This window comes from Kosakonia sp. WA-90, from assembly GCF_039871955.1.
In the GTDB taxonomy this organism is placed as follows: domain Bacteria; phylum Pseudomonadota; class Gammaproteobacteria; order Enterobacterales; family Enterobacteriaceae; genus Kosakonia; species Kosakonia oryzendophytica.
In genome coordinates this window covers 655,032-673,715 of record NZ_JBDPLJ010000002.1, presented here as the reverse complement: position 1 = coordinate 673,715, position 18,684 = coordinate 655,032, and the positions used below count along the sequence as shown (strand labels likewise).

The following is an 18,684-nucleotide window of genomic DNA, read 5'->3' as shown; positions in this document are numbered from 1 at the left end:
TAATCAGCTCATAGGCAGTATTAACAGGAAGCTCGTAACAGATGACTGACTCCGCTATTAACAAAAAACGCAAGCGCAATATCTGGATCCCGCTGCTGGTGTTAATCACCCTCGCAGCATGCGCCATCGCTGGCTATAGTTATTGGCATATGCAGCAGAAACCTGCGGCCAGCGCCAAAGCGGAGCCACCTCCGCCGCCGCCGGCACCGGTCTTCTTCGCGCTGGACACCTTTACTGTGAATCTGGGTGATGCCGATCGTGTGCTGTATGTCGGTATTACGCTGCGTCTGAAAGATGACGCAACGCGTGCCCGACTGAGCGAATACCTGCCGGAAGTGCGCAGCCGTTTGCTGTTGCTGTTCTCACGTCAGGACGCGACACAGCTCGCCACCGATGAGGGTAAACAGAAACTCGCCACTGCGATTAAAGAAACACTCGCAACGCCGTTAGTGCAAGGACAACCGAAGCAGGAAGTCACTGACGTCCTTTATACAGCTTTCATTTTGCGGTAATAACATGGGCGATAGTATTCTTTCTCAGGCCGAAATCGATGCGCTGCTCAACGGAGACAGCGATAAGAGTGATGATCCGCAACCGGGTATGGCGGGCGACAATGAAATTCGCCCCTATGACCCGAATACGCAGCGTCGCGTGGTACGTGAACGTCTGCAGGCACTGGAGATCATCAACGAACGTTTCGCGCGTCAGTTCCGTATGGGTCTGTTTAACTTGCTGCGTCGTAGCCCGGATATTACCGTCGGCGCGATCCGCATTCAGCCCTACCATGAATTTGCGCGTAACTTGCCGGTTCCGACCAACCTTAACCTGATCCACCTGAAACCGCTGCGCGGTACCGGCTTGTTTGTGTTCTCGCCAAGCCTGGTATTTATCGCCGTGGATAACCTGTTCGGTGGCGACGGGCGTTTTCCAACCAAAGTGGAAGGTCGTGAATTCACGCACACTGAACAGCGCGTGATCAACCGTATGCTGAAACTGGCGCTTGAGGCCTACAGTGACGCGTGGAAAGCGATTAACCCGCTGGACGTGGAATACGTGCGTTCTGAGATGCAGGTTAAGTTTACGAACATTACCACATCGCCAAACGACATCGTTGTTAACACCCCGTTCCATGTGGAAATCGGTAACCTGACGGGTGAATTCAATATCTGTCTGCCGTTCAGCATGATTGAACCGCTGCGTGAAATGCTGGTTAACCCGCCGCTGGAAAACTCCCGCAGCGAAGACCAGAACTGGCGTGATAACCTGGTCCGCCAGGTGCAGCATTCAGAGCTGACTTTGATCGCTAATTTTGCGGATATTCCCCTGCGTCTGTCGCAGATACTTAAGCTCAAACCCGGTGATGTACTGCCGATTGATAAACCCGATCGCATTATCGCTCATGTGGACGGTGTACCGGTGCTTACCAGCCAGTACGGCACAGTCAACGGACAATATGCGTTACGCGTAGAGCATTTGATAAACCCGATTTTGAATTCGCTGAATGAGGAACAGCCCAAATGAGTGATATGAACAATCCGTCCGATGAGAACAGCGGAGCACTGGACGATCTGTGGGCTGACGCGTTGAACGAACAAAAAACCACGACGACGGGCGGTAAGAGCGCAGCTGACGCTGTGTTCCAGCAGCTCGGTGGTGGTGATGTTGGCGGCAATCTCCAGGATATCGACCTGATTATGGATATCCCGGTCAAACTGACCGTTGAACTGGGCCGTACCCGGATGACGATTAAAGAGCTGCTGCGTCTGACGCAGGGTTCCGTGGTTGCGCTGGACGGACTGGCGGGTGAACCGCTGGATATTCTGATTAACGGTTATCTGATTGCGCAGGGTGAGGTGGTGGTCGTTGCCGATAAATATGGCGTGCGTATCACCGATATCATCACGCCTTCCGAGCGTATGCGCCGTCTGAGCCGTTGAGGCACATATGAGAACACAGGCCACGGTTAGCCAACCTTCCGCCGTTCCCGGTTCGCCACTGCTGCAAGTCAGTGGCGCACTGTTCGGCATCATTGCCGTGATCCTGATTGCCGCGTGGCTGGCGAAACGGCTGGGTTTTGGTGGTCGAACCGCTGGTACCCGGGGGTTGAAAGTCAGCGCCAGTACAACCGTCGGTCCGCGCGAACGCGTGGTGATTGTCGATGTTGAAGACGCACGCCTGGTACTGGGCGTCACCCCAACCCAAATCAATCTGTTGCACAAGCTTCCTCCCGCGCCTGCCGAAAGTGAAGTCGTGAACGAGAAAAATGCGGACTTTCAGTCTGTGATGAAGAATTTGCTTAAGCGTTCCGGGAGATCCTGATGCGCCGTTTGTTATCCTTTGCGCTGGCCGGGCTGTTTCTGTTTGCGCCAGCCGCATTTGCTCAACTCCCCGGTCTGGTCAGCCAACCGCTGGCAAACGGAGGCCAGAGCTGGTCGCTGCCGGTGCAGACGCTGGTATTCATTACCTCCCTCACCTTCCTGCCTGCCGTTTTGCTGATGATGACCAGCTTTACCCGCATCATCATCGTCTTTGGCCTGCTGCGAAATGCGTTGGGGACGCCTTCAGCACCGCCCAACCAGGTGCTGCTCGGCCTGGCGTTGTTTTTGACTTTTTTCATTATGTCGCCGGTGATCGACAAGATTTACACCGACGCCTATCAGCCGTTCAGTGAAAACAAAATTTCTGTGGATGTGGCGCTGGAACGTGGCGCGCAACCCCTGCGTGAATTTATGCTGCGCCAGACGCGCCAGGCCGATCTGGCTCTGTTCGCCCGGCTTGCTAATACGCCGCCGATTGAAGGTCCGGAAGCCGTACCGATGCGCATTTTGCTGCCCGCCTATGTGACCAGCGAGCTGAAAACCGCCTTCCAGATCGGTTTTACCATTTTCATTCCGTTCCTGATTATCGACCTCGTGATCGCCAGTGTGCTAATGGCGCTGGGGATGATGATGGTGCCACCAGCAACCATTGCCCTACCGTTCAAACTGATGTTGTTTGTGCTGGTAGATGGCTGGCAACTGCTGGTCGGTTCGCTGGCGCAGAGTTTTTACAGTTAGGAGTGAAGCATGACACCTGAATCGGTCATGATGATGGGCACCGAGGCGATGAAAGTTGCACTCGCTCTTGCTGCCCCCCTGCTGCTGGTCGCCCTGGTTACCGGGCTTGTGATCAGTATTTTGCAGGCGGCGACGCAAATCAACGAAATGACGCTCTCCTTTATCCCGAAAATCATCGCTGTGTTTGTGGCGATTGTGGTTGCCGGGCCGTGGATGCTGAATTTGCTGCTCGATTATATGCGCGGTCTGTTCAATAACATTCCCTATATCATCGGGTAATCCCGCTTATGCTGAACATCACCAGCGATCAGTGGCTGCAATGGCTTAATATGTATTTCTGGCCGTTGATGCGTGTGCTGGCGCTGATAATGAGCGCACCTATCCTCAGCGAATCGCGCATTCCTCGCCGCGTAAAGCTGGGTTTGGGGATAGTGATTACCGTCGTGATTGCCCCGACGCTCCCGGCCGTGCCGAATGTGCCTATCTTTTCTGTCGAAGGGCTGTGGGTGGCGATGCAGCAAATGCTGATAGGCATTGCGCTCGGTTTTACCATGCAATTCGCCTTTGCCGCTATCCGCACTGCGGGTGAACTTATCGGCCTGCAAATGGGCCTCTCTTTCGCCACCTTTGTCGATCCCACCAGCCACCTGAACATGCCAGTGCTGGCGCGTATTCTGGACATGCTGGCGCTGTTGCTGTTCCTGACCTTCAATGGCCATCTGTGGCTGATCTCAATGCTGGTCGATACCTTCCACACACTCCCGATTGGTGGCGACCCGGTAAGTGGTAATGCGTTTCTGGCCTTGACGCGCTCGGCGGGACTCATTTTCGTCAATGGACTGATGCTGGCCTTACCCATCATTACCTTACTGCTGACCATTAACCTCTCCCTTGGCCTGTTGAATCGCATGGCGCCACAGCTATCGGTGTTTGTCATCGGTTTTCCCATTACGCTTAGCGTTGGGATTTTACTGATGGCAGCGATGATGCCGCTGGTCGCCCCCTTCTGCGAACGATTATTCAGCGAGATTTTCAATCTGTTAGCTGATATCGTGAGTGAACTGCCTCAAAATACAAAACCATGACGTTAGCATTGCCTTTTTGAGGATAATCCTAAAGTTAAATTTGCAAAACATCTTCCAGGATATAACTGGCGCGGCTTATTTGTTTTTAACGGTCTCACAGAACGCAACATTTACTTTACTTTAAGATGATTCCTGGCAAATTATACGTAACTTTACGGGATAGTGGGTTCGCCTGAAGTTTCGTGTCGCACTTCAGTAATATCAGTTTTTCCTGTATGGCTTCTGAAGCTTCCGGCGGTGGTGAATTATCGTTACGCATTGAGTGAGGGTATGCCATGTCAACGATTATTATGGATTTATGCAGTTATACCCGGTTGGGATTAACAGGGTATCTGACAAGTCGGGGGGTTAAAAAACGAGATATCAACGATATAAAAACCGTTGATGAACTCGAATCAGCTTGCGCCACATTCCAGCCATCCGTGGTGTTTATTAATGAGGACTGCTTTATCCATGACCCAAGCAGCAGTCAACACATTAAGCAAGTCATTAATCAGCATCCCCGTACACTGTTTATCGTATTTATGGCAATTGCCAACATCCACTTTGATGAATATCTATTGGTACGTAAAAATTTATTGATTAGCTCTAAATCAATCAAGCCTGAGTCGCTGGATAATATTCTGGGGGACTATCTCAACAAAGAGAAAAAAAGCGTTGGCACCATTAATTTACCCACGCTTTCATTGAGCCGGACTGAGTCCAGCATGTTAAAAATGTGGATGTCAGGACAGGATACGATTCAAATTTCCGATCAAATGAATATTAAAGCCAAGACGGTGTCATCACATAAGGGGAATATAAAAAGAAAGATTAAAACGCATAATAAACAAGTGATTTATCATGTTGTGCGTCTGACAGACAATGTCACGTCGGGTATATTTGTTAATATGCGTTGATACAATGGGTATGTATTCACCCTCCCTCGCAGGAGGGCGAAGAAATTAATCTGCCTTTTCGACGAAAACCCCGTCTGGGTGATCTTTTTCATTAAAGAACCAGATTCCGAGCGGGTAATCTTCCAGTGACACCAGGTACATTGTACCTTCATTGAACGCTTCAACAGCCAATACCACCCCCGGACGGCGTGGACCTCCGTCCGTTTTGACCGTAACCCGATCGTTAACCTTCATATTTACCCTCCTGTTGCATTTACGCCAGTGTAGAACAAAAGCCTCGGGCTGGCAGCGCCCCGACGTTTAGCTGGCGATTTTTTCTACCGTCTATACTTAGCCGTGGGACTGCGAAAGAGGTGACGGCATGAAAACGGTGAAAGAGTACAGCGAAACCGCCAAACGCGACGTCAACGTTGACGTAGACGCCCTGCTGGCGGCAATTAACGAAATTAGCGAAAGTGAAATCCATCGGATTAACGACGAGGATGGTCAGCGCGTGAGCGTGGATGGCAGGGAATACCATACCTGGCGGGAACTGGCGGAAGCGTTCGAACTGGATGTGCATGACTTCAGCATCACCGAGGTGAACCGCTAAAGAAAACTCCCGGTTGCAGCAGCAACCGGGAGAAAACTTGCTTGCGCAAGAAGCACTTAAAAATTCGTACACCAGGGAATCTGATGTAAGTGAAACTCTAACGACAAACACCCATTAAGACAAGAACTATCGATAAAACAAATAATTAGATAAACAAGTGTATTCTATTGGATACAAAGCGCTACCGCCGAGGACGTTCAGTGCAGAGGACAAAATGACAAAAAAATCGCGCTGAATGTGCGAATGGCCTGCGCCAGGCAAGAAGATGCTTAACTCCCCCGTCTTTTGAAAAACGAAAGGAGCGAAATATGCCGGGTCTGGACTCACCACTGCTGGTTTTTACCGATGTCGATGGCACCCTGTGCGATAGCCATACCGGTGACTGGCACGCTGCTGCCGGGTGGCTTGAGCGACTTCGCCTGCACCATATCCCGGTTATTTTATGCAGCAGTAAAACCGCCGCCGAAATGATCGACCTGCAAAAAACACTCGGACTTCAGGGGCTACCGTTTATCGCCGAAAATGGCGCGGTGATCCAGCTTGATGAACGCTGGCAGGATCATGACAGCTTCCCGCGGATTATCACCGGCTCGCCCCATGAAGAAATCGCCAGAGTATTAAATCAGCTACGACAAAAACAGGGCTGGAAGTTTACCACTTTTGATGAACTCGACGAGCGCGTACTGGCGGAGATTACCGGATTGCCTCCGGCGCAGGCCAGCCTCGCGCGCCTGCAGGAAGCATCGGAAACGTTAATCTGGCGGGACAGCGATGAACACATGGCAGCGTTTGACACCGCCCTCGCGGGGCTGGGGTTATGTTTTGTCCAGGGCGCGCGTTTCTGGCATGTGCTTGATGAGCGCGGCGGTAAAGATCAGGCGGTTAACTGGTTAACCCGTCAATACCGCCATTACACCGGAAAACGCCCCTTCACGATTGGGCTGGGCGATGGTCCTAACGATGCCCCGTTGCTGGACAGCGTCGATCACGCGATCGTCGTGAAAGGCCTGAACCGCCAGGGCGTTCGACTGCGTAACGATACGCCAGACCGAGTGTATCATTCGCAATCCGAAGGAGCCGCTGGCTGGCGTGAAGGTCTGGATCACTTCTTTGGCTTTGGCGCAGCATCTTCCGAGCAAACCTGATTACGCCCGCTGTTTTTCGCCCGGTATAATCGGCTGTCAGCAATGGATTGCAAGGTTTCAAAATCATAACTGCCACTCTCCAGTGCGCCGCTGACACCGAGCGAAGCGCTGATGCGAATGGTCGTATGCTTGTGGACCAGTATCTCCTTACCACGAATGCGCGCACGGATACGTTCGGCCACGCGAACGGCTTGTTCAAGTGTACTGCCCGGCAGTAAAACACAGAACTCCTCTCCCCCTACGCGCCCGGCCACATCCTCACTGCTTATCGTGCTGCTAATCAGTCCCGCTGCATGTGACAGCACCAAATCGCCCGCCTGATGGCCATAGCGGTCGTTAACGTTTTTAAAATGGTCGAGATCGATCTGAATGACGGCAAAAGGTTGCTGCGACACACGCGCTTCTTCCGTTAAGATTTTCGCCCGCTCAAACAGCGCACCGCGATTACACAGGCGGGTAAGCGGGTCATACCAGGCCTGCCATTGCAGGGTATTTTGCATGCTGTACATGTTGTTGACCATCCGGCGGATCACCGCCCAGGCAAACAGCAGCATGGCGGTAAAGAGCACCCACAACAGCGCCAGCGCAACGCTAATGCTGCCAAAATCCCCTTGCAAACCCTCGCGCAGGGTTTGAATGCGCAGCATGAAGCCATCAAAGTGCCGCAGTTTTTGCCAGCTCACATAACGTGTCCCGAAACGCAGTCCACCGCGGGTGTCTTGCGCCATTCCCTGTGCCAGTCGGGCATGTTGTTCCGCATTGAATACCGGTTCTGTGTGGCTGACGCCCGGTGCGAGGGTTAATAGCTGAAACTGGCTGTTATAAAGCTGGTATTCCCCCTTATTTTGCCCTTCCTGCGCATCTTTCAACTGTTGCGCAATTGCTTCCACAGGGAAACTCATCGCCAGCACACCGAACCAGTAATCCTCGTAGTCCAGAGGGACGCTGGCGATAACAAATCCCTTATCACTTTTCCCGCCATCGGCCTGATCGGTGAACCAGCGTACCGTGCGGGAGCGATTTTCATGTTCACTCTGACCGGTAAACCAGGGCCGCATCAGTAAGTGATAATAAGTCGGGATAATTTGCTGGTTATTTTCCAACGGATACGTAGCGACAAAAAAGCCAGCGCGGGAGACATAATAAGCACGGCGCGGCAGCATCCCTCCATTGGCGGAGAGACGGAACAGATAACCCAGTTCCATGGCGGCCGTCAGCTCATTATGCAGCAGTGGGTGGTCACGGTTGAGCAGTTCGCTCTGATCGACAAAAAACTCGGAAACACCATACAGCGGCAACGTCCGGCGGTTATCCAGTTTGATATCCCACTGGGGTAGCCGTCGTTGCTGCTCAAACCCATTTTGCACATTGCGCATAACGTCTAATGTGAGCGGCGTCTGTAGTGCGGACTGCATGCCATTGCGAAAAAAGAGCAAGCGATCCACACCGACCTGCATATGCCTGTCCAGCGCGTTGCTGACATTTTCCAGCATACTGCGCTGGCTGGCGACATACGCGCCTTCCAGGACGATAACTTCACGCCAGGTGAGAATGGTGGAACACACCACCACGATGACAAAGCACAGGTTAACCACCCGCGCCGGGTAGAAATACTTCTTTAGGTTTCCAAGCCGCCTTTTTTCTTTCACGACATTTTCCTGCCGCATACAGGAGCCCTGATATGCGCTGTTTCGCTGTGCTTTAGTCCCGCAACTCACGTCCTCACCCGGTCTGCGGGCAATAAAAACGCCCGGCATTGCCGGGCGTTTACAGGGATTACACCTCCTCGTGAATCCTTTGCCTGTCGCCAGGCATCAGCTCATCTTCACGAAAGGCTTCCCGTTTGACGCCGTAGCCGTCATACCACCGACACTCCACCATACCGCTGGCATAGCCGGTGACGATCATGCGCGGACCACCATTTTTGGGTATCACTTCATCACTGACCAAAAAGACCATTACTGCCTCCTGTATCAGGGCGAAACTTTTTCACCTTAGACGAAGTTTGTTTATTTTGCATAATGCCGGCCGTAAGATTTTATTCAGCAGCACCCCGCAAACGCGTTATCCCTTTCATGACGGCAACGACCAGCGCGCCAATCACAAAGCCCAGCACGAGGTTCGCCAGTACCGGCGTAAGCGCCTGCAATACAGCATTCTGCCCGGCGGCGAAATGTTCAACGGCATGGTGCAACGGCGCAATACCGTGCACCACAATGCCGCCGCCGACCAGGAACATGGCCAGCGTGCCAACCACCGACAACATTTTCATCAGCCAGGGCGCAGCAAACAGCAATCCTTTCCCCACGCCCTGCGCCAGTACGCCCTTTTTCTCCACCAGCCAGTAGCCCATATCGTCGAGCTTGACGATGATGCCTACCAGGCCATAAACGCCCACCGTTACCAGCACGGCGATGCCCGACAGGATCAGTACCTGGTTGAGCAAGGGCGCGTCTGCAACAATGCCCAACGTAATCGCGACAATTTCCGCCGACAGAATAAAGTCCGTGCGCACGGCACCTTTGATTTTGTCTTTCTCAAACTGTTGCGGATCCTGCGCCGCCAGGGCTTCCAACCGCTGTTGGCGCGCTTCAGGACTCTCTTTATGTTTCCTCGCCTCAAAGGTATGCAGCACTTTTTCCACACCCTCAAAACAGAGAAATGCGCCCCCCAGCATCAGCAGCGGCGTGATGGCCCACGGGATCACTGCGCTGATCAACAGCGCCAGCGGCACCAGAATTACCTTGTTCAGCAGTGACCCTCTCGCCACACTCCACACCACCGGCAACTCACGGTTCGCACGCACCCCAGCGACTTGTTGCGCATTGAGTGACAGATCGTCGCCGAGCACACCAGCGGTCTTTTTCGCCGCCAGTTTTCCCATCACCGAAATGTCATCCAGCAATGTGGCAATGTCGTCGAGTAAGGTCAATAAACTACTTCCTGCCAAAATATCCTTCCTTATTGATTATGTTGCACAAAAGCGCGCAGGTACTGTCGCGTTCCCTCAGTATGCGGTAAAAAACGATACGCGGAAACGCCCTGCAGGTGTCAACAAAAATTTAACACTTTCTTCGCAATTAACCACTCGCCAGCACGATAGTTTTGACGTTAACTATAAGCCTCTTATTTTTTCCTGGGTGGGTTATGCGTTTCAGGCATGTTTTACCGCTGATTGGCGCGCTTTTTGCGCTCTACATTATTTGGGGTTCCACATACTTTGTTATCCGCGTTGGCGTTGAAAGCTGGCCGCCATTGATGATGGCTGGCGTCCGTTTCTTCTCTGCTGGCGTCGTCCTGACAGCCTGTTTGTTATTGAGTGGGCATAAACTGCCCCCTCTGCGCCCGATGCTGAATGCCGCATTACTTGGCGTGCTGCTGCTGGCCGTCGGCAACGGATTCGTCACCGTCGCCGAACATCAAAATGTGCCTTCCGGTATCGCGGCGGTTGTGGTCGCCACCGTGCCGCTATTTACCTTGTGCTTTAGTCACTTTTTCGGCATTGCTACGCGAAAACTTGAGTGGTTTGGTATCGCCATTGGTCTGGCGGGGATTATTTTGCTCAACAGCGGCGGAAACTTAAGCGGCAATCCGTGGGGGGCATTGATGATTCTGGTGGGGTCGATGAGCTGGGCCTTTGGATCGGTTTATGGCTCCCGAATCGCACTCCCCGTCGGGATGATGGCTGGCGCTATCGAAATGCTGGCGGCAGGCATCGTGCTGCTGGTGGCCTCGGCGCTAACCGGTGAGCAACTGACCCGGATGCCTTCGCTGCAGGGCTTTATGGCGGTAGGGTATCTGGCGCTGTTCGGTTCAATCATCGCGATTAACGCCTATATGTACCTGATTCGTAATGTCTCTCCGGCCGTGGCGACCAGCTATGCTTACGTCAATCCGGTGGTCGCCGTGCTGCTGGGCACCGGCTTTGGTGGCGAACACCTCTCGCCCATCGAGTGGCTGGCACTGGGAATTATTATTATGGCAGTGGTGCTGGTCACGCTGGGCAAATATTTGCTGCCGCAACGCCCTGTCGTCACCCCGTGTGAAGCGGAAAAGTAATAGGGAAATAGCTGCCTTCAAAGGGCAGCTATTCACCGATATCCACGACGGCATGGATCCCTTGCGTATCAATCTGCGCGAACGCACCGCCTTCGCAGACCCACTCTTCCAGGCGCTCGCTCAGCGCCGGGTCGCTCAACTTCAATTTTCCGCGCAGCGCACATTCCCAGACAATTAACACCCGCCATCCCTGCTCACGCAGCAAACCACAGTCGCGCTTATCGCGCGCCACGTTTTTGCCTATCTTCTCTAGCCAGAAATCGGTGCGCGTCGCCGGGACTTTAAACAGATGGCACCGATGGCGATGCCAGAAGCAGCCGTGAGTAAAAATCACGCAACGGTAGTTATCCAGCACGAAATCAGGGCGCCCCGGTAAAGCGGCATCCTGTACACGAAAATCCAGTCCCAGTGATTGCAGGCAACCTGCAAGTCGCTTTTCGATGGCTGTATCCCGTGTAGCGATTGCGCGCATGTTCTTGCTACGGGTCGCTTTGTCGTGCACATCCGCCATTCTTTTACTCCGCTACAGGGCGTAAGAACCAAAGCGACGCAACACATCATCGTCAATGTGCTGAAAATCGCCCTGTAATTCGGCGCTCAACTTGGCCATGTAATGCACCAGAAAATCGGCGTTACTGCGCGCCAGTTCACGCCCCTTTTCCGTTTGCATCGTGGCGGGAAGCTTTAGCAGTTTGCAACGAAAGTGATCGAGGGCATACGCGCGGTCATCCAGTTCCCGCTGCGCCGCGAAAGGATCGTCGCCATCGAACAGTGCAACGCCCAACGAGCCAGAAACGGCAAACACCCGTGCCAGCCCAATAGCACCTAATGATTCCAGTCTGTCGGCATCTTGCACAATTTTCGCCTCCAGTGTCTGCGCCGCAATCCCGGCACTGAAACTGTGCGCTTCAATGGCGTGGCATACCGCTGGTATTGTATTTTGTGGGTAATCAGGAAAATCCTTGCCCAGCACATCAGCGGTTTTCTGCGCCGCCATCACTGAAGATAAGTGCCGCTGCGGGTGGTTCTTCGGCAGACTGACAATGTCGTGGAAGTAGCAGGCGGTCAGGATCACCAGCGCATCCACCTGTTGCCCCTGCATCAGGGTTTGCGCCGTTTTCCATACGCGGCGAAAATGCGAGACGTCGTGCGCAGCATCTGCATGATTAAAGTGGTGGCGGATCCATACGTCAAACCGGTGCTGCCAGTCATTGATAGTCATTGTTGCTCCTGGTTAAAACGATAACGATAGCATCGTACGGATTATAACGAGCAATTATCGCACAAAAATGACATTCGGATATTAAACTGTTTTATGGTTACAAGCAAAATATACCCCAAGAAAATATTAATATTAAAATAATACGTATATTTCCCCGACAGCTATTTATTTATCAGGTTAATTGTGCCATGATGCTTTCGTCTTATTAATAACCTCTCTGAGTTTTAATTATTGTCACTATTTGACAAGGTATCCTGGCATTATCTGTCAGGATATTTTTATTTTCATTAAAAACAACAAATACAAACAACAAGATAAATAAATCCCTATATATTTACTAGTGCGATGTTATTATTTCAAGGAATATTCCAGTCGATATCATATTCATCAGGTTCGAGATCCGTCAGCCGATCCTCTTTCGCAAGCCCCCACTCTGAAGGACAAAAGCGGATAATGCGCTGCCATTTCTTTCTCTTTTAATCGACCGAACCATTGGATGAATCGATCCATTCTCGTATACCGGGTATCTCTCAGTGGAAAACTTTCCTGCGGCGCAGCCAGACTATATTTACCTGCAGGTTGCGACCCGGGTTTAAGAATACCGAATAACGTTTTCGCCTTGTTCCCTTCTTTCGCCTCATCATAGCGTTTGGCCCAATACGCCAGCCCGGCCGCAGACTGTTTTCTACAGCAGGGCATGGATTACGGGTTAGTGACGTCGTCGGAAGGGGTGACCTGTGTGGGAGTGACCTGTGTGGTGCTGGCCAGTTCACTGATGACAAGGCCAAGTGTTTTTATCTCCTCCTCGGTCAGGATATCATCGACCGTAAACTCACTGGCCTGGAAAAGCGCCACGTTAAGGAGATGCTCCGTATATTCCTGTACAACCAGCGCTTCCTGCTGCGATAACGCCGGGGTTTCCGGTGTTGCAGTCGTCGCTTCCGGCAGATCGACAGGCTCTGTTATATCGCGTTGATCCGGCACATCGCGTTTTGACCGTGCAACCGCGTCCTCAACAGGTTTAATACGCCAGAGGTACGTATCTGTTCCGGCAACAGGTACTTTCTCAAACTCAAAATTATTAAACAGCGCGAGAAACAGGATCACCTGCGAATCAGCGTTACCCATTTTCGCATTTGCCCTCTCCATCGGCAGAAATCTCACCCGCGCCTGTGCCAGGGCGCGATCGTACTCCGATACCGGCTTAAGGCGTTCAACCCCGGTGGTGCCATAAGACTGACCGGCACGCCCCAGCGGCACATGTGCGCTGTCCGGCTCAAACGGGTAGGTACCGAATGAGACGTGATGTGCAAGGAACGGCGTATATTTTTTGGGAATATCACTGATATAGACAAAATCCTCCGTGCCGGTCGCCTGATGGGAGATCTCGTGAATAATCGTGTCGACAACCGCTTTATCCTCGAAGATATCGGGTAACACGACCATGATACGGGCGGTGGGATCTTTTTGATAAACATACGCAAAAACAACCGGCTCTGAAGCATCGACCTTCTTCACGAGGACAACGCGTCCGAGTTTCGTCTCCTCGACATGATAGCGGGCAAACGTCTGGAGCCGTTCACCAAGAATACTCAGCCGCTCATAAGCCTCGCCGAGAATTTTGCTGTCGGCGGTATTGAGGAATTTCGCCAGTATCACCAGAATCCTTTCATGCAAGGCATTATTATTTTTGGCTTCAAGAAGGAGTGCCTGCACTTTATCCGCGATGTCATGTACCTGGTTAAATGCCTGCTCGATAATGTTTAACTGCGCCATCGATACTTTGCCGCCTCCGTTATTCGCCTTCAATCGCGGGAAATCCGACGAAATCACTTTAAAGTTCGGATCGGTATGCAGTGATTTTGTATAAAATGACTTAAGCGCCTCACTCAGTTGGGGATTATTCTGTCTGAAAGGCAGGTCCTTAATTAAAGGCCGGAAGTGGGTGATATCAGGGCCGAGATCTTTTATTTCCTGGATCCGTTTCATCAGTTGCGCATCTTCGGGGTCGGACGTTTTCCATGCTTTCGGTATGTCGTCTAACTGTGGGACCCGCCGTAATGTAGTCTGTAAGTCATCACTTTCTTCAATTGCATTTTTGATAATAGTCGACAGGCTATTTTCTCCGGCCGGGCTTTGCTCATGAAGATGTAACTGATCGAGGAATTTCTGTATCGCTTCGAAACTCACCCCCTGTTTGGCCACACTGTCTTTATAGGCCTGTGACGCGTAGATCAGGACCCCTTCCTGCGGGTAATCTTCCAGGGGGAGTTCACTGTTTAGCTGCGTCAACGGTTTTAACTGCCCTTTACTCCCCCAGGATATGTCCGCTGTACTGTCCAGATCGTAATATGCCAGCAACCAGTCATCTGACTGCTGAGCCTTATTCGCCATGATTTGTAGCCACTCATCCTCATCAAAATAGATATAAGATAAATCACCTTTGTCAGAGAATAGCTGAACCACCACCCGGTCCTGCCTGCGCAGCCCGCGGATATAATAGCTGTTCGTAATTTCATGGGTTGTGCTGCCTTTTTTCCAGGCAGTCACAATGCGCACATTCGATTCGAAGCGCATTTTATCCATTTCACTAATAACATCGGACATCGCCATCATTCTTCCCTGTAGAGCCTGTTCCTCCTGAACCCTGGCGGGAGGAGCGAGTCGGCCGGAGGGACCCGCAACAGGTTCAGACTCGACAGGCGGCACCACATCTGGCGCAGATTCAACAGGAATATCTTTTGGCACGGGTGGCGGCGCGGGCTTTTTGAGCGTCCTCACCATCTTGTCCAGATCCTCGAGCCCTTCCTGGCTTATCGACGTGGTCACGCCTTTTCGCAACCGTAAACGTCGTACCCCCGTTTTTTCGATCACCTGCAGCATTTTATTTTTTAGCAGCTTATACATGCCAGGCAGCGTGTCCGGTAGCGCGGTGACGGCAAGACGTGTAAGCCGTGAAACACCCCGGAGCGTCTGTTCCAGCATTACGCCCGCCAGATTGCCCCCCATCTCAAATGCCACGGCCATTAACAGGGAACGCATATACACTTTGCGCTCTTCATCGTCATCCGCCTGCGAATAGAGCACGATAGTTGGCACCACCTCCAGCAGCAGTGTGGTCGCCATTGAGGCCGCAATCCACGGCAAGGCCGGCCCGCCAATCACAATCCCTCCCACCATCAGCAGCAACCCGGACATCACGGCTAACGTATTCACCAGCTCGTGAACAACCGCCCGCAAATGTTCAGCGGGTGTATTAATCAGCTCATCATACAGATCGGCAAGGTCGTTCTTCTGCCGCGCAATCAGCGTGTCGATCAGCGCCTTACGGCTTCTGGAGGTGGTGGTAAACGGAGGATTATAAAGGCTATAGCTGGTCTGAAAGTTAATATCCGTGTGCTGTTCCGGCGCATCATGGTGATAAGGCAAAAAATCGAATCTGTCAGGAATATTCTTCAGGGCTTTCCCGGTGCCGATTGTCCGGTATTTTTCGATAAAGGCCCTGAAGTCAGACCTGTTTTCAACGATGAGCAGCGGGGGATTTTTTCTGCCCGGCCCTTCTTTTTTTTGCTGCTCACCCAGACCCGGCCAGGGAACCTCATAGTAGTCGGTATCCCAGAGTGAGAGCATCACCCCGATTTTCTTATTACCCAGCACACCAGAGGACGGAACCGGAATGAACATCAGATTAGTGAGCGTGCTGCCATGCCACTCCACGGTTTCGGCCTGCGTTTTCCCCTCCAGGAACTGTTTTACCGCATCAATATAGTGTTGATGGTATTCTCCCCCGGTTCCTCCGGGTGTCGTTTTTTTCTTGTTGAGATAGGCCAGCGCGGCCCGTGTGGTCATCACTCTGTAAACATTTTCGACCCGTGATTTGCCCTCGCCAAACACCGTATTCAGTTTCCGGTCGACAGAAAGATCTATTTTCAGCAGCCTGTCGCGCAGCTGCTGGCTGAAAGCGTCAGGCCAGAGAATATTGCTGTCGGAATAGGCCGTGCCAAGTTCGTTGCGTGGTACCCCGCGCACAATGTCGCGAAGGGAATAGGTATGGGGAATCGTCTCGTGTATTTCTGCGGCCCGCCCGCCGGACAGATGATAGATAATTTCCTTGACGGTGATTTGGCTTTCCGGCGACCACTTCTGGTCCTGCTGATGAATACGCAACGATTCACGGGTAAACGCATCAATATAACTGTCGGGGTTTAAAATACCCTCATCAAGAAAGCCGGTCATGTCCATTAAAAAATCATCCAGCTTTCCTTTAAGCTCGCCCAGCATACGTTCACTGAGACTGAAATGCTCCGGTAACGGCGGCATGGCTTCCATTTGCCTGCTGATTTTTTCCCAGTCAACGCTGTTGTCAGCTTCCAGTGCCGTTGCTGTAGAGGCGGTTGTGGTGGTGTTGTCCGCCGTGGCAGACAACGCAGTGTCGGTTGTCATTGCGGTATTATCCGGTAAGCGCTTCCCAAGCAAGGCATCCAGTAGCGGCTTAATATCTCTCCTGGCAGTGTTGTATCTGCCCAGATATGACTTCAACATTGGGATATTCCAAATCCCGGCAATATTCTCCCGAATAATGCGACTCACTTGCTCATCCAGCACCGCATAGTTGTAGGCATCCTCTCCCTGTTTCTCCTCCAGAGCCGTTATTAGTCGCTCCAGGGTCAAGATACCCAGATTGGTATAAAAGCCAACGAGATCGAACGTATTTCCCCTGCCCTTTATAAAGTTAATAAGAGAAACCACGAAAGACCGCAGGACGGGATGAAATCGCGGCGTAAATTTTGCCAGGTCGATTTTATCGAGATAGGACAAACTGTAGTGTCCCCAAAAGACTTCCGTTGTAGGGATAATTGGACTGAATACCAGCGTTTCATTTTTCAACGTATCAGACAACGATTTATGTGCGTGGAATGTACGTAATTGCTCAGTCCGTTTCCTAAGCTGCTTATCCCTGTTGGAGAGCGTATCCAATGCGGTAGTATTTATCACCCTGTCATGAAATTCGCGATTAAGATCTGTCGTCAACTCCTGAAGCCGCCCTACCAGTACCTCGCTTTTTTCAGCATCGTCCACTGCCAGGTTAAGAATGAAATTCGTCCACAGCGACATCACCTTCTGGTAGAACAACAAATAGTATTTCCCCAGATGCAGCCATGAGTCATCAGGCAGGTTTGCGATACCCGCTTTAACCCCCGGAGCTTTGGCTGCATCGCGAGATGCCTCCTCAATTTTGTTACGGAATTCATGCGGAAATTTGTCTAATTTCAGTCTATCCATCCGGGTTATCCAGGTGTCCTGCAACGGAAAGCTCTCTCTCGGCGCCGCCAGAATATCCCAGTGGGATTTTTCCGGCTCGGTACGGAGCAAATCGAAAAAGAATTTTTCCGGGGAATCTTCCGCCACTTCTTCATAGCGGCGCGCCCAGTATGCCTGCCGGGTTTCCGACATGGCCGTCGTAGGCTCGGGTGGCGGTGTGGTGGTTGTGGTTGTCGTCGTGGTGGTGGTAGTGGTTGTTGTAGCAGGCTCTGCTCTAACTGGCGCTTTTGTGGTGGTGGTCGTTTTTTTTGGTGGGTTATACACACTCAACCCACCTATGCCCCACCGTTTCACCCGGACGTGAGGCGCAGATGTGACGGCAGCGCCTTCGAATTCAGCGTCCAGTTCCTCGGCTATCTGCTCCAGTTCGGCTATCTCGCTGGCATTAAAGGGATAGAGAGCCTCTTCAGGTTTGCTCACCAGCGCGTTGTACAGGTGGGATAGCTCGTCAACCAGCGCACGCTCTTCGTCAGTCAGGGCACCGGTCAGCTCAGCCAGTTCATCAAGACTGAGTGGGCTACCGCTCTGCTCACCGTTCTTTTCACCAAACAGCAAATACCCGGCATACGCAAGACTTCCCAGCAATGCCGAAGCACCCGCCGCAATCCCCGCGCCTTTTCGGGTCATCAAGGCTGAGGTTCCGGCCATTAGCAAACCGCCCGTACGGGCAATACCAGAAAGACGGTCGCTAATGCCCTGTGGCCCTGCCTGTGCGGCCGCTGCGCCGCCTCCTAACATCGTCAGGGCAATATAGTCATACTTTGGACGGTCTCCGGCCGAGGTGACTCCGGACGCCTGCCCGGTAGCGGCGTATTCCGGCAAAATCAGCTCACCGCCGGACGGCAGAGTCAACTCAGACACAGCAGTGCTTTCGGGCACATCTTTGTCTTCGGGCGTATGTTCGTATTCGTACGTATGTTTGTTTTCGTACGCATCTTTGTCTTCATATGCACGCCGGAACATCGCATAATTGCCTACCGCTGGCTGAAATTCCATCCCGAAGACATGAAGAGCATACAACATCAGCGTAACGCGCTCAGCCAGATTCCTCGCCCTGAAGACAGGCAGGGGAGGCAGCCTCTCTTCTGCGGGCCCGTGTGCCAGTCGGGTGTTCCGTGCATCAAATTCATAGCGAATCCACTCCTCCACCGAATCAAAGCCGGGGATGCCTACAGGCTCTTCCGCCCTCGCCCTTCTGCCACGTTTATGGCTCCGCTCACCGCGCTTCTTCTGATGGGCATATTTCGCTCTTCTGACTTTTTCATAGGGAGGTGCATGCCTGGGCATCATTTCACTCCTTCAGT

18 protein-coding genes are annotated in these 18,684 nt (G+C 52.3%); 11 read left to right on the top strand and 7 right to left on the bottom strand.

Features of this window, described 5'->3' with window-relative positions:
* The first annotated feature begins 41 nt into the window (after nucleotides 1-41).
* The 8 genes from fliL (at nucleotide 42) to rcsA (ending at nucleotide 5,040) form a co-directional block, all read left to right on the top strand.
* A complete protein-coding gene (gene fliL / locus ABGA49_RS06390; protein WP_061494287.1) occupies nucleotides 42-512 on the top strand; it encodes a flagellar basal body-associated protein FliL in 471 nt (156 codons plus the stop codon).
* A gap of 4 nt (nucleotides 513-516) precedes the next feature.
* Nucleotides 517-1,521 carry a flagellar motor switch protein FliM gene (gene fliM, locus ABGA49_RS06385; RefSeq protein ID WP_061494286.1) on the top strand — a complete coding sequence of 335 codons (1,005 nt, stop codon included), beginning with the start codon at nucleotides 517-519 and terminating at the stop codon, nucleotides 1,519-1,521.
* Nucleotides 1,518-1,937: a flagellar motor switch protein FliN gene (fliN, locus tag ABGA49_RS06380; protein WP_061494285.1), complete on the top strand. Its 420-nt coding sequence runs from the start codon at nucleotides 1,518-1,520 to the stop codon at nucleotides 1,935-1,937. The genes fliM and fliN overlap by 4 nt, the downstream gene beginning before the upstream one ends.
* A 7-nt stretch (nucleotides 1,938-1,944) precedes the next feature.
* A complete protein-coding gene (gene fliO / locus ABGA49_RS06375) occupies nucleotides 1,945-2,319 on the top strand; it encodes a flagellar biosynthetic protein FliO (protein WP_061494284.1) in 375 nt (124 codons plus the stop codon).
* Entirely contained in the window at nucleotides 2,319-3,056 is a 738-nt protein-coding gene (gene fliP / locus ABGA49_RS06370) for a flagellar type III secretion system pore protein FliP (protein ID WP_061494283.1), read from the top strand. The genes fliO and fliP overlap by 1 nt, the downstream gene beginning before the upstream one ends.
* Nucleotides 3,057-3,065: 9 nt before the next feature.
* The gene (gene fliQ, locus ABGA49_RS06365) at nucleotides 3,066-3,335 is read left to right on the top strand and encodes a flagellar biosynthesis protein FliQ (RefSeq protein WP_061494282.1); all 270 of its coding nucleotides are present in this window, start codon (nucleotides 3,066-3,068) and stop codon (nucleotides 3,333-3,335) included.
* A gap of 8 nt (nucleotides 3,336-3,343) precedes the next feature.
* Nucleotides 3,344-4,141, top strand: coding sequence for a flagellar biosynthetic protein FliR (fliR, locus tag ABGA49_RS06360; RefSeq protein ID WP_061494281.1), 798 nt, complete (start codon nucleotides 3,344-3,346; stop codon nucleotides 4,139-4,141).
* 275 nt (nucleotides 4,142-4,416) lie between these two features.
* Complete coding sequence (rcsA, locus tag ABGA49_RS06355; protein ID WP_061494280.1) at nucleotides 4,417-5,040, top strand: transcriptional regulator RcsA; 624 nt, start codon at nucleotides 4,417-4,419, stop codon at nucleotides 5,038-5,040.
* A gap of 45 nt (nucleotides 5,041-5,085) precedes the next feature.
* Here the strand turns inward: rcsA and dsrB are convergent, their stop codons facing one another.
* Entirely contained in the window at nucleotides 5,086-5,274 is a 189-nt protein-coding gene (gene dsrB, locus ABGA49_RS06350) for a protein DsrB (protein WP_061494279.1), read from the bottom strand.
* Between the two features lie 127 nt (nucleotides 5,275-5,401).
* On the opposite strand from dsrB, the gene yodD reads away from it, so the two are divergent.
* Nucleotides 5,402-5,632 (top strand): YodD family peroxide/acid resistance protein, encoded by a 231-nt coding sequence (yodD, locus tag ABGA49_RS06345; protein ID WP_061494278.1) that lies wholly within the window; start codon nucleotides 5,402-5,404, stop codon nucleotides 5,630-5,632.
* 308 nt (nucleotides 5,633-5,940) lie between these two features.
* Nucleotides 5,941-6,777, top strand: a complete 837-nt coding sequence (locus tag ABGA49_RS06340; protein WP_088237977.1) for a mannosyl-3-phosphoglycerate phosphatase-related protein — start codon at nucleotides 5,941-5,943, stop codon at nucleotides 6,775-6,777.
* Here the strand turns inward: ABGA49_RS06340 and dgcQ are convergent.
* From dgcQ to ABGA49_RS06325, 3 genes are all read right to left on the bottom strand, one after another.
* On the bottom strand, nucleotides 6,735-8,426 hold the full coding sequence (gene dgcQ, locus ABGA49_RS06335) for a cellulose biosynthesis regulator diguanylate cyclase DgcQ (protein WP_245191390.1): 1,692 nt from the start codon (nucleotides 8,424-8,426) through the stop codon (nucleotides 6,735-6,737). The two genes, ABGA49_RS06340 and dgcQ, sit on opposite strands and share 43 nt — an antisense overlap.
* 127 nt (nucleotides 8,427-8,553) lie before the next feature.
* The gene (locus ABGA49_RS06330) at nucleotides 8,554-8,736 is read right to left on the bottom strand and encodes a DUF2158 domain-containing protein (protein WP_061494276.1); all 183 of its coding nucleotides are present in this window, start codon (nucleotides 8,734-8,736) and stop codon (nucleotides 8,554-8,556) included.
* 79 nt (nucleotides 8,737-8,815) lie between these two features.
* Nucleotides 8,816-9,727: a DUF808 domain-containing protein gene (locus ABGA49_RS06325; protein WP_061494275.1), complete on the bottom strand. Its 912-nt coding sequence runs from the start codon at nucleotides 9,725-9,727 to the stop codon at nucleotides 8,816-8,818.
* A gap of 197 nt (nucleotides 9,728-9,924) precedes the next feature.
* On the opposite strand from ABGA49_RS06325, the gene yedA reads away from it, so the two are divergent.
* On the top strand, nucleotides 9,925-10,836 hold the full coding sequence (gene yedA / locus ABGA49_RS06320; protein ID WP_347665315.1) for a drug/metabolite exporter YedA: 912 nt from the start codon (nucleotides 9,925-9,927) through the stop codon (nucleotides 10,834-10,836).
* Between the two features lie 28 nt (nucleotides 10,837-10,864).
* Here the strand turns inward: yedA and ABGA49_RS06315 are convergent, their stop codons facing one another.
* From ABGA49_RS06315 to ABGA49_RS06305, 3 genes are all read right to left on the bottom strand, one after another.
* On the bottom strand, nucleotides 10,865-11,347 hold the full coding sequence (locus tag ABGA49_RS06315; RefSeq protein ID WP_061494273.1) for a very short patch repair endonuclease: 483 nt from the start codon (nucleotides 11,345-11,347) through the stop codon (nucleotides 10,865-10,867).
* Between the two features lie 12 nt (nucleotides 11,348-11,359).
* Nucleotides 11,360-12,058 carry a phosphohydrolase gene (locus tag ABGA49_RS06310; RefSeq protein WP_347665314.1) on the bottom strand — a complete coding sequence of 233 codons (699 nt, stop codon included), beginning with the start codon at nucleotides 12,056-12,058 and terminating at the stop codon, nucleotides 11,360-11,362.
* 702 nt (nucleotides 12,059-12,760) lie between these two features.
* Entirely contained in the window at nucleotides 12,761-18,376 is a 5,616-nt protein-coding gene (locus ABGA49_RS06305; protein WP_347665313.1) for a hypothetical protein, read from the bottom strand.
* Nucleotides 18,377-18,684 lie beyond the last annotated feature (308 nt).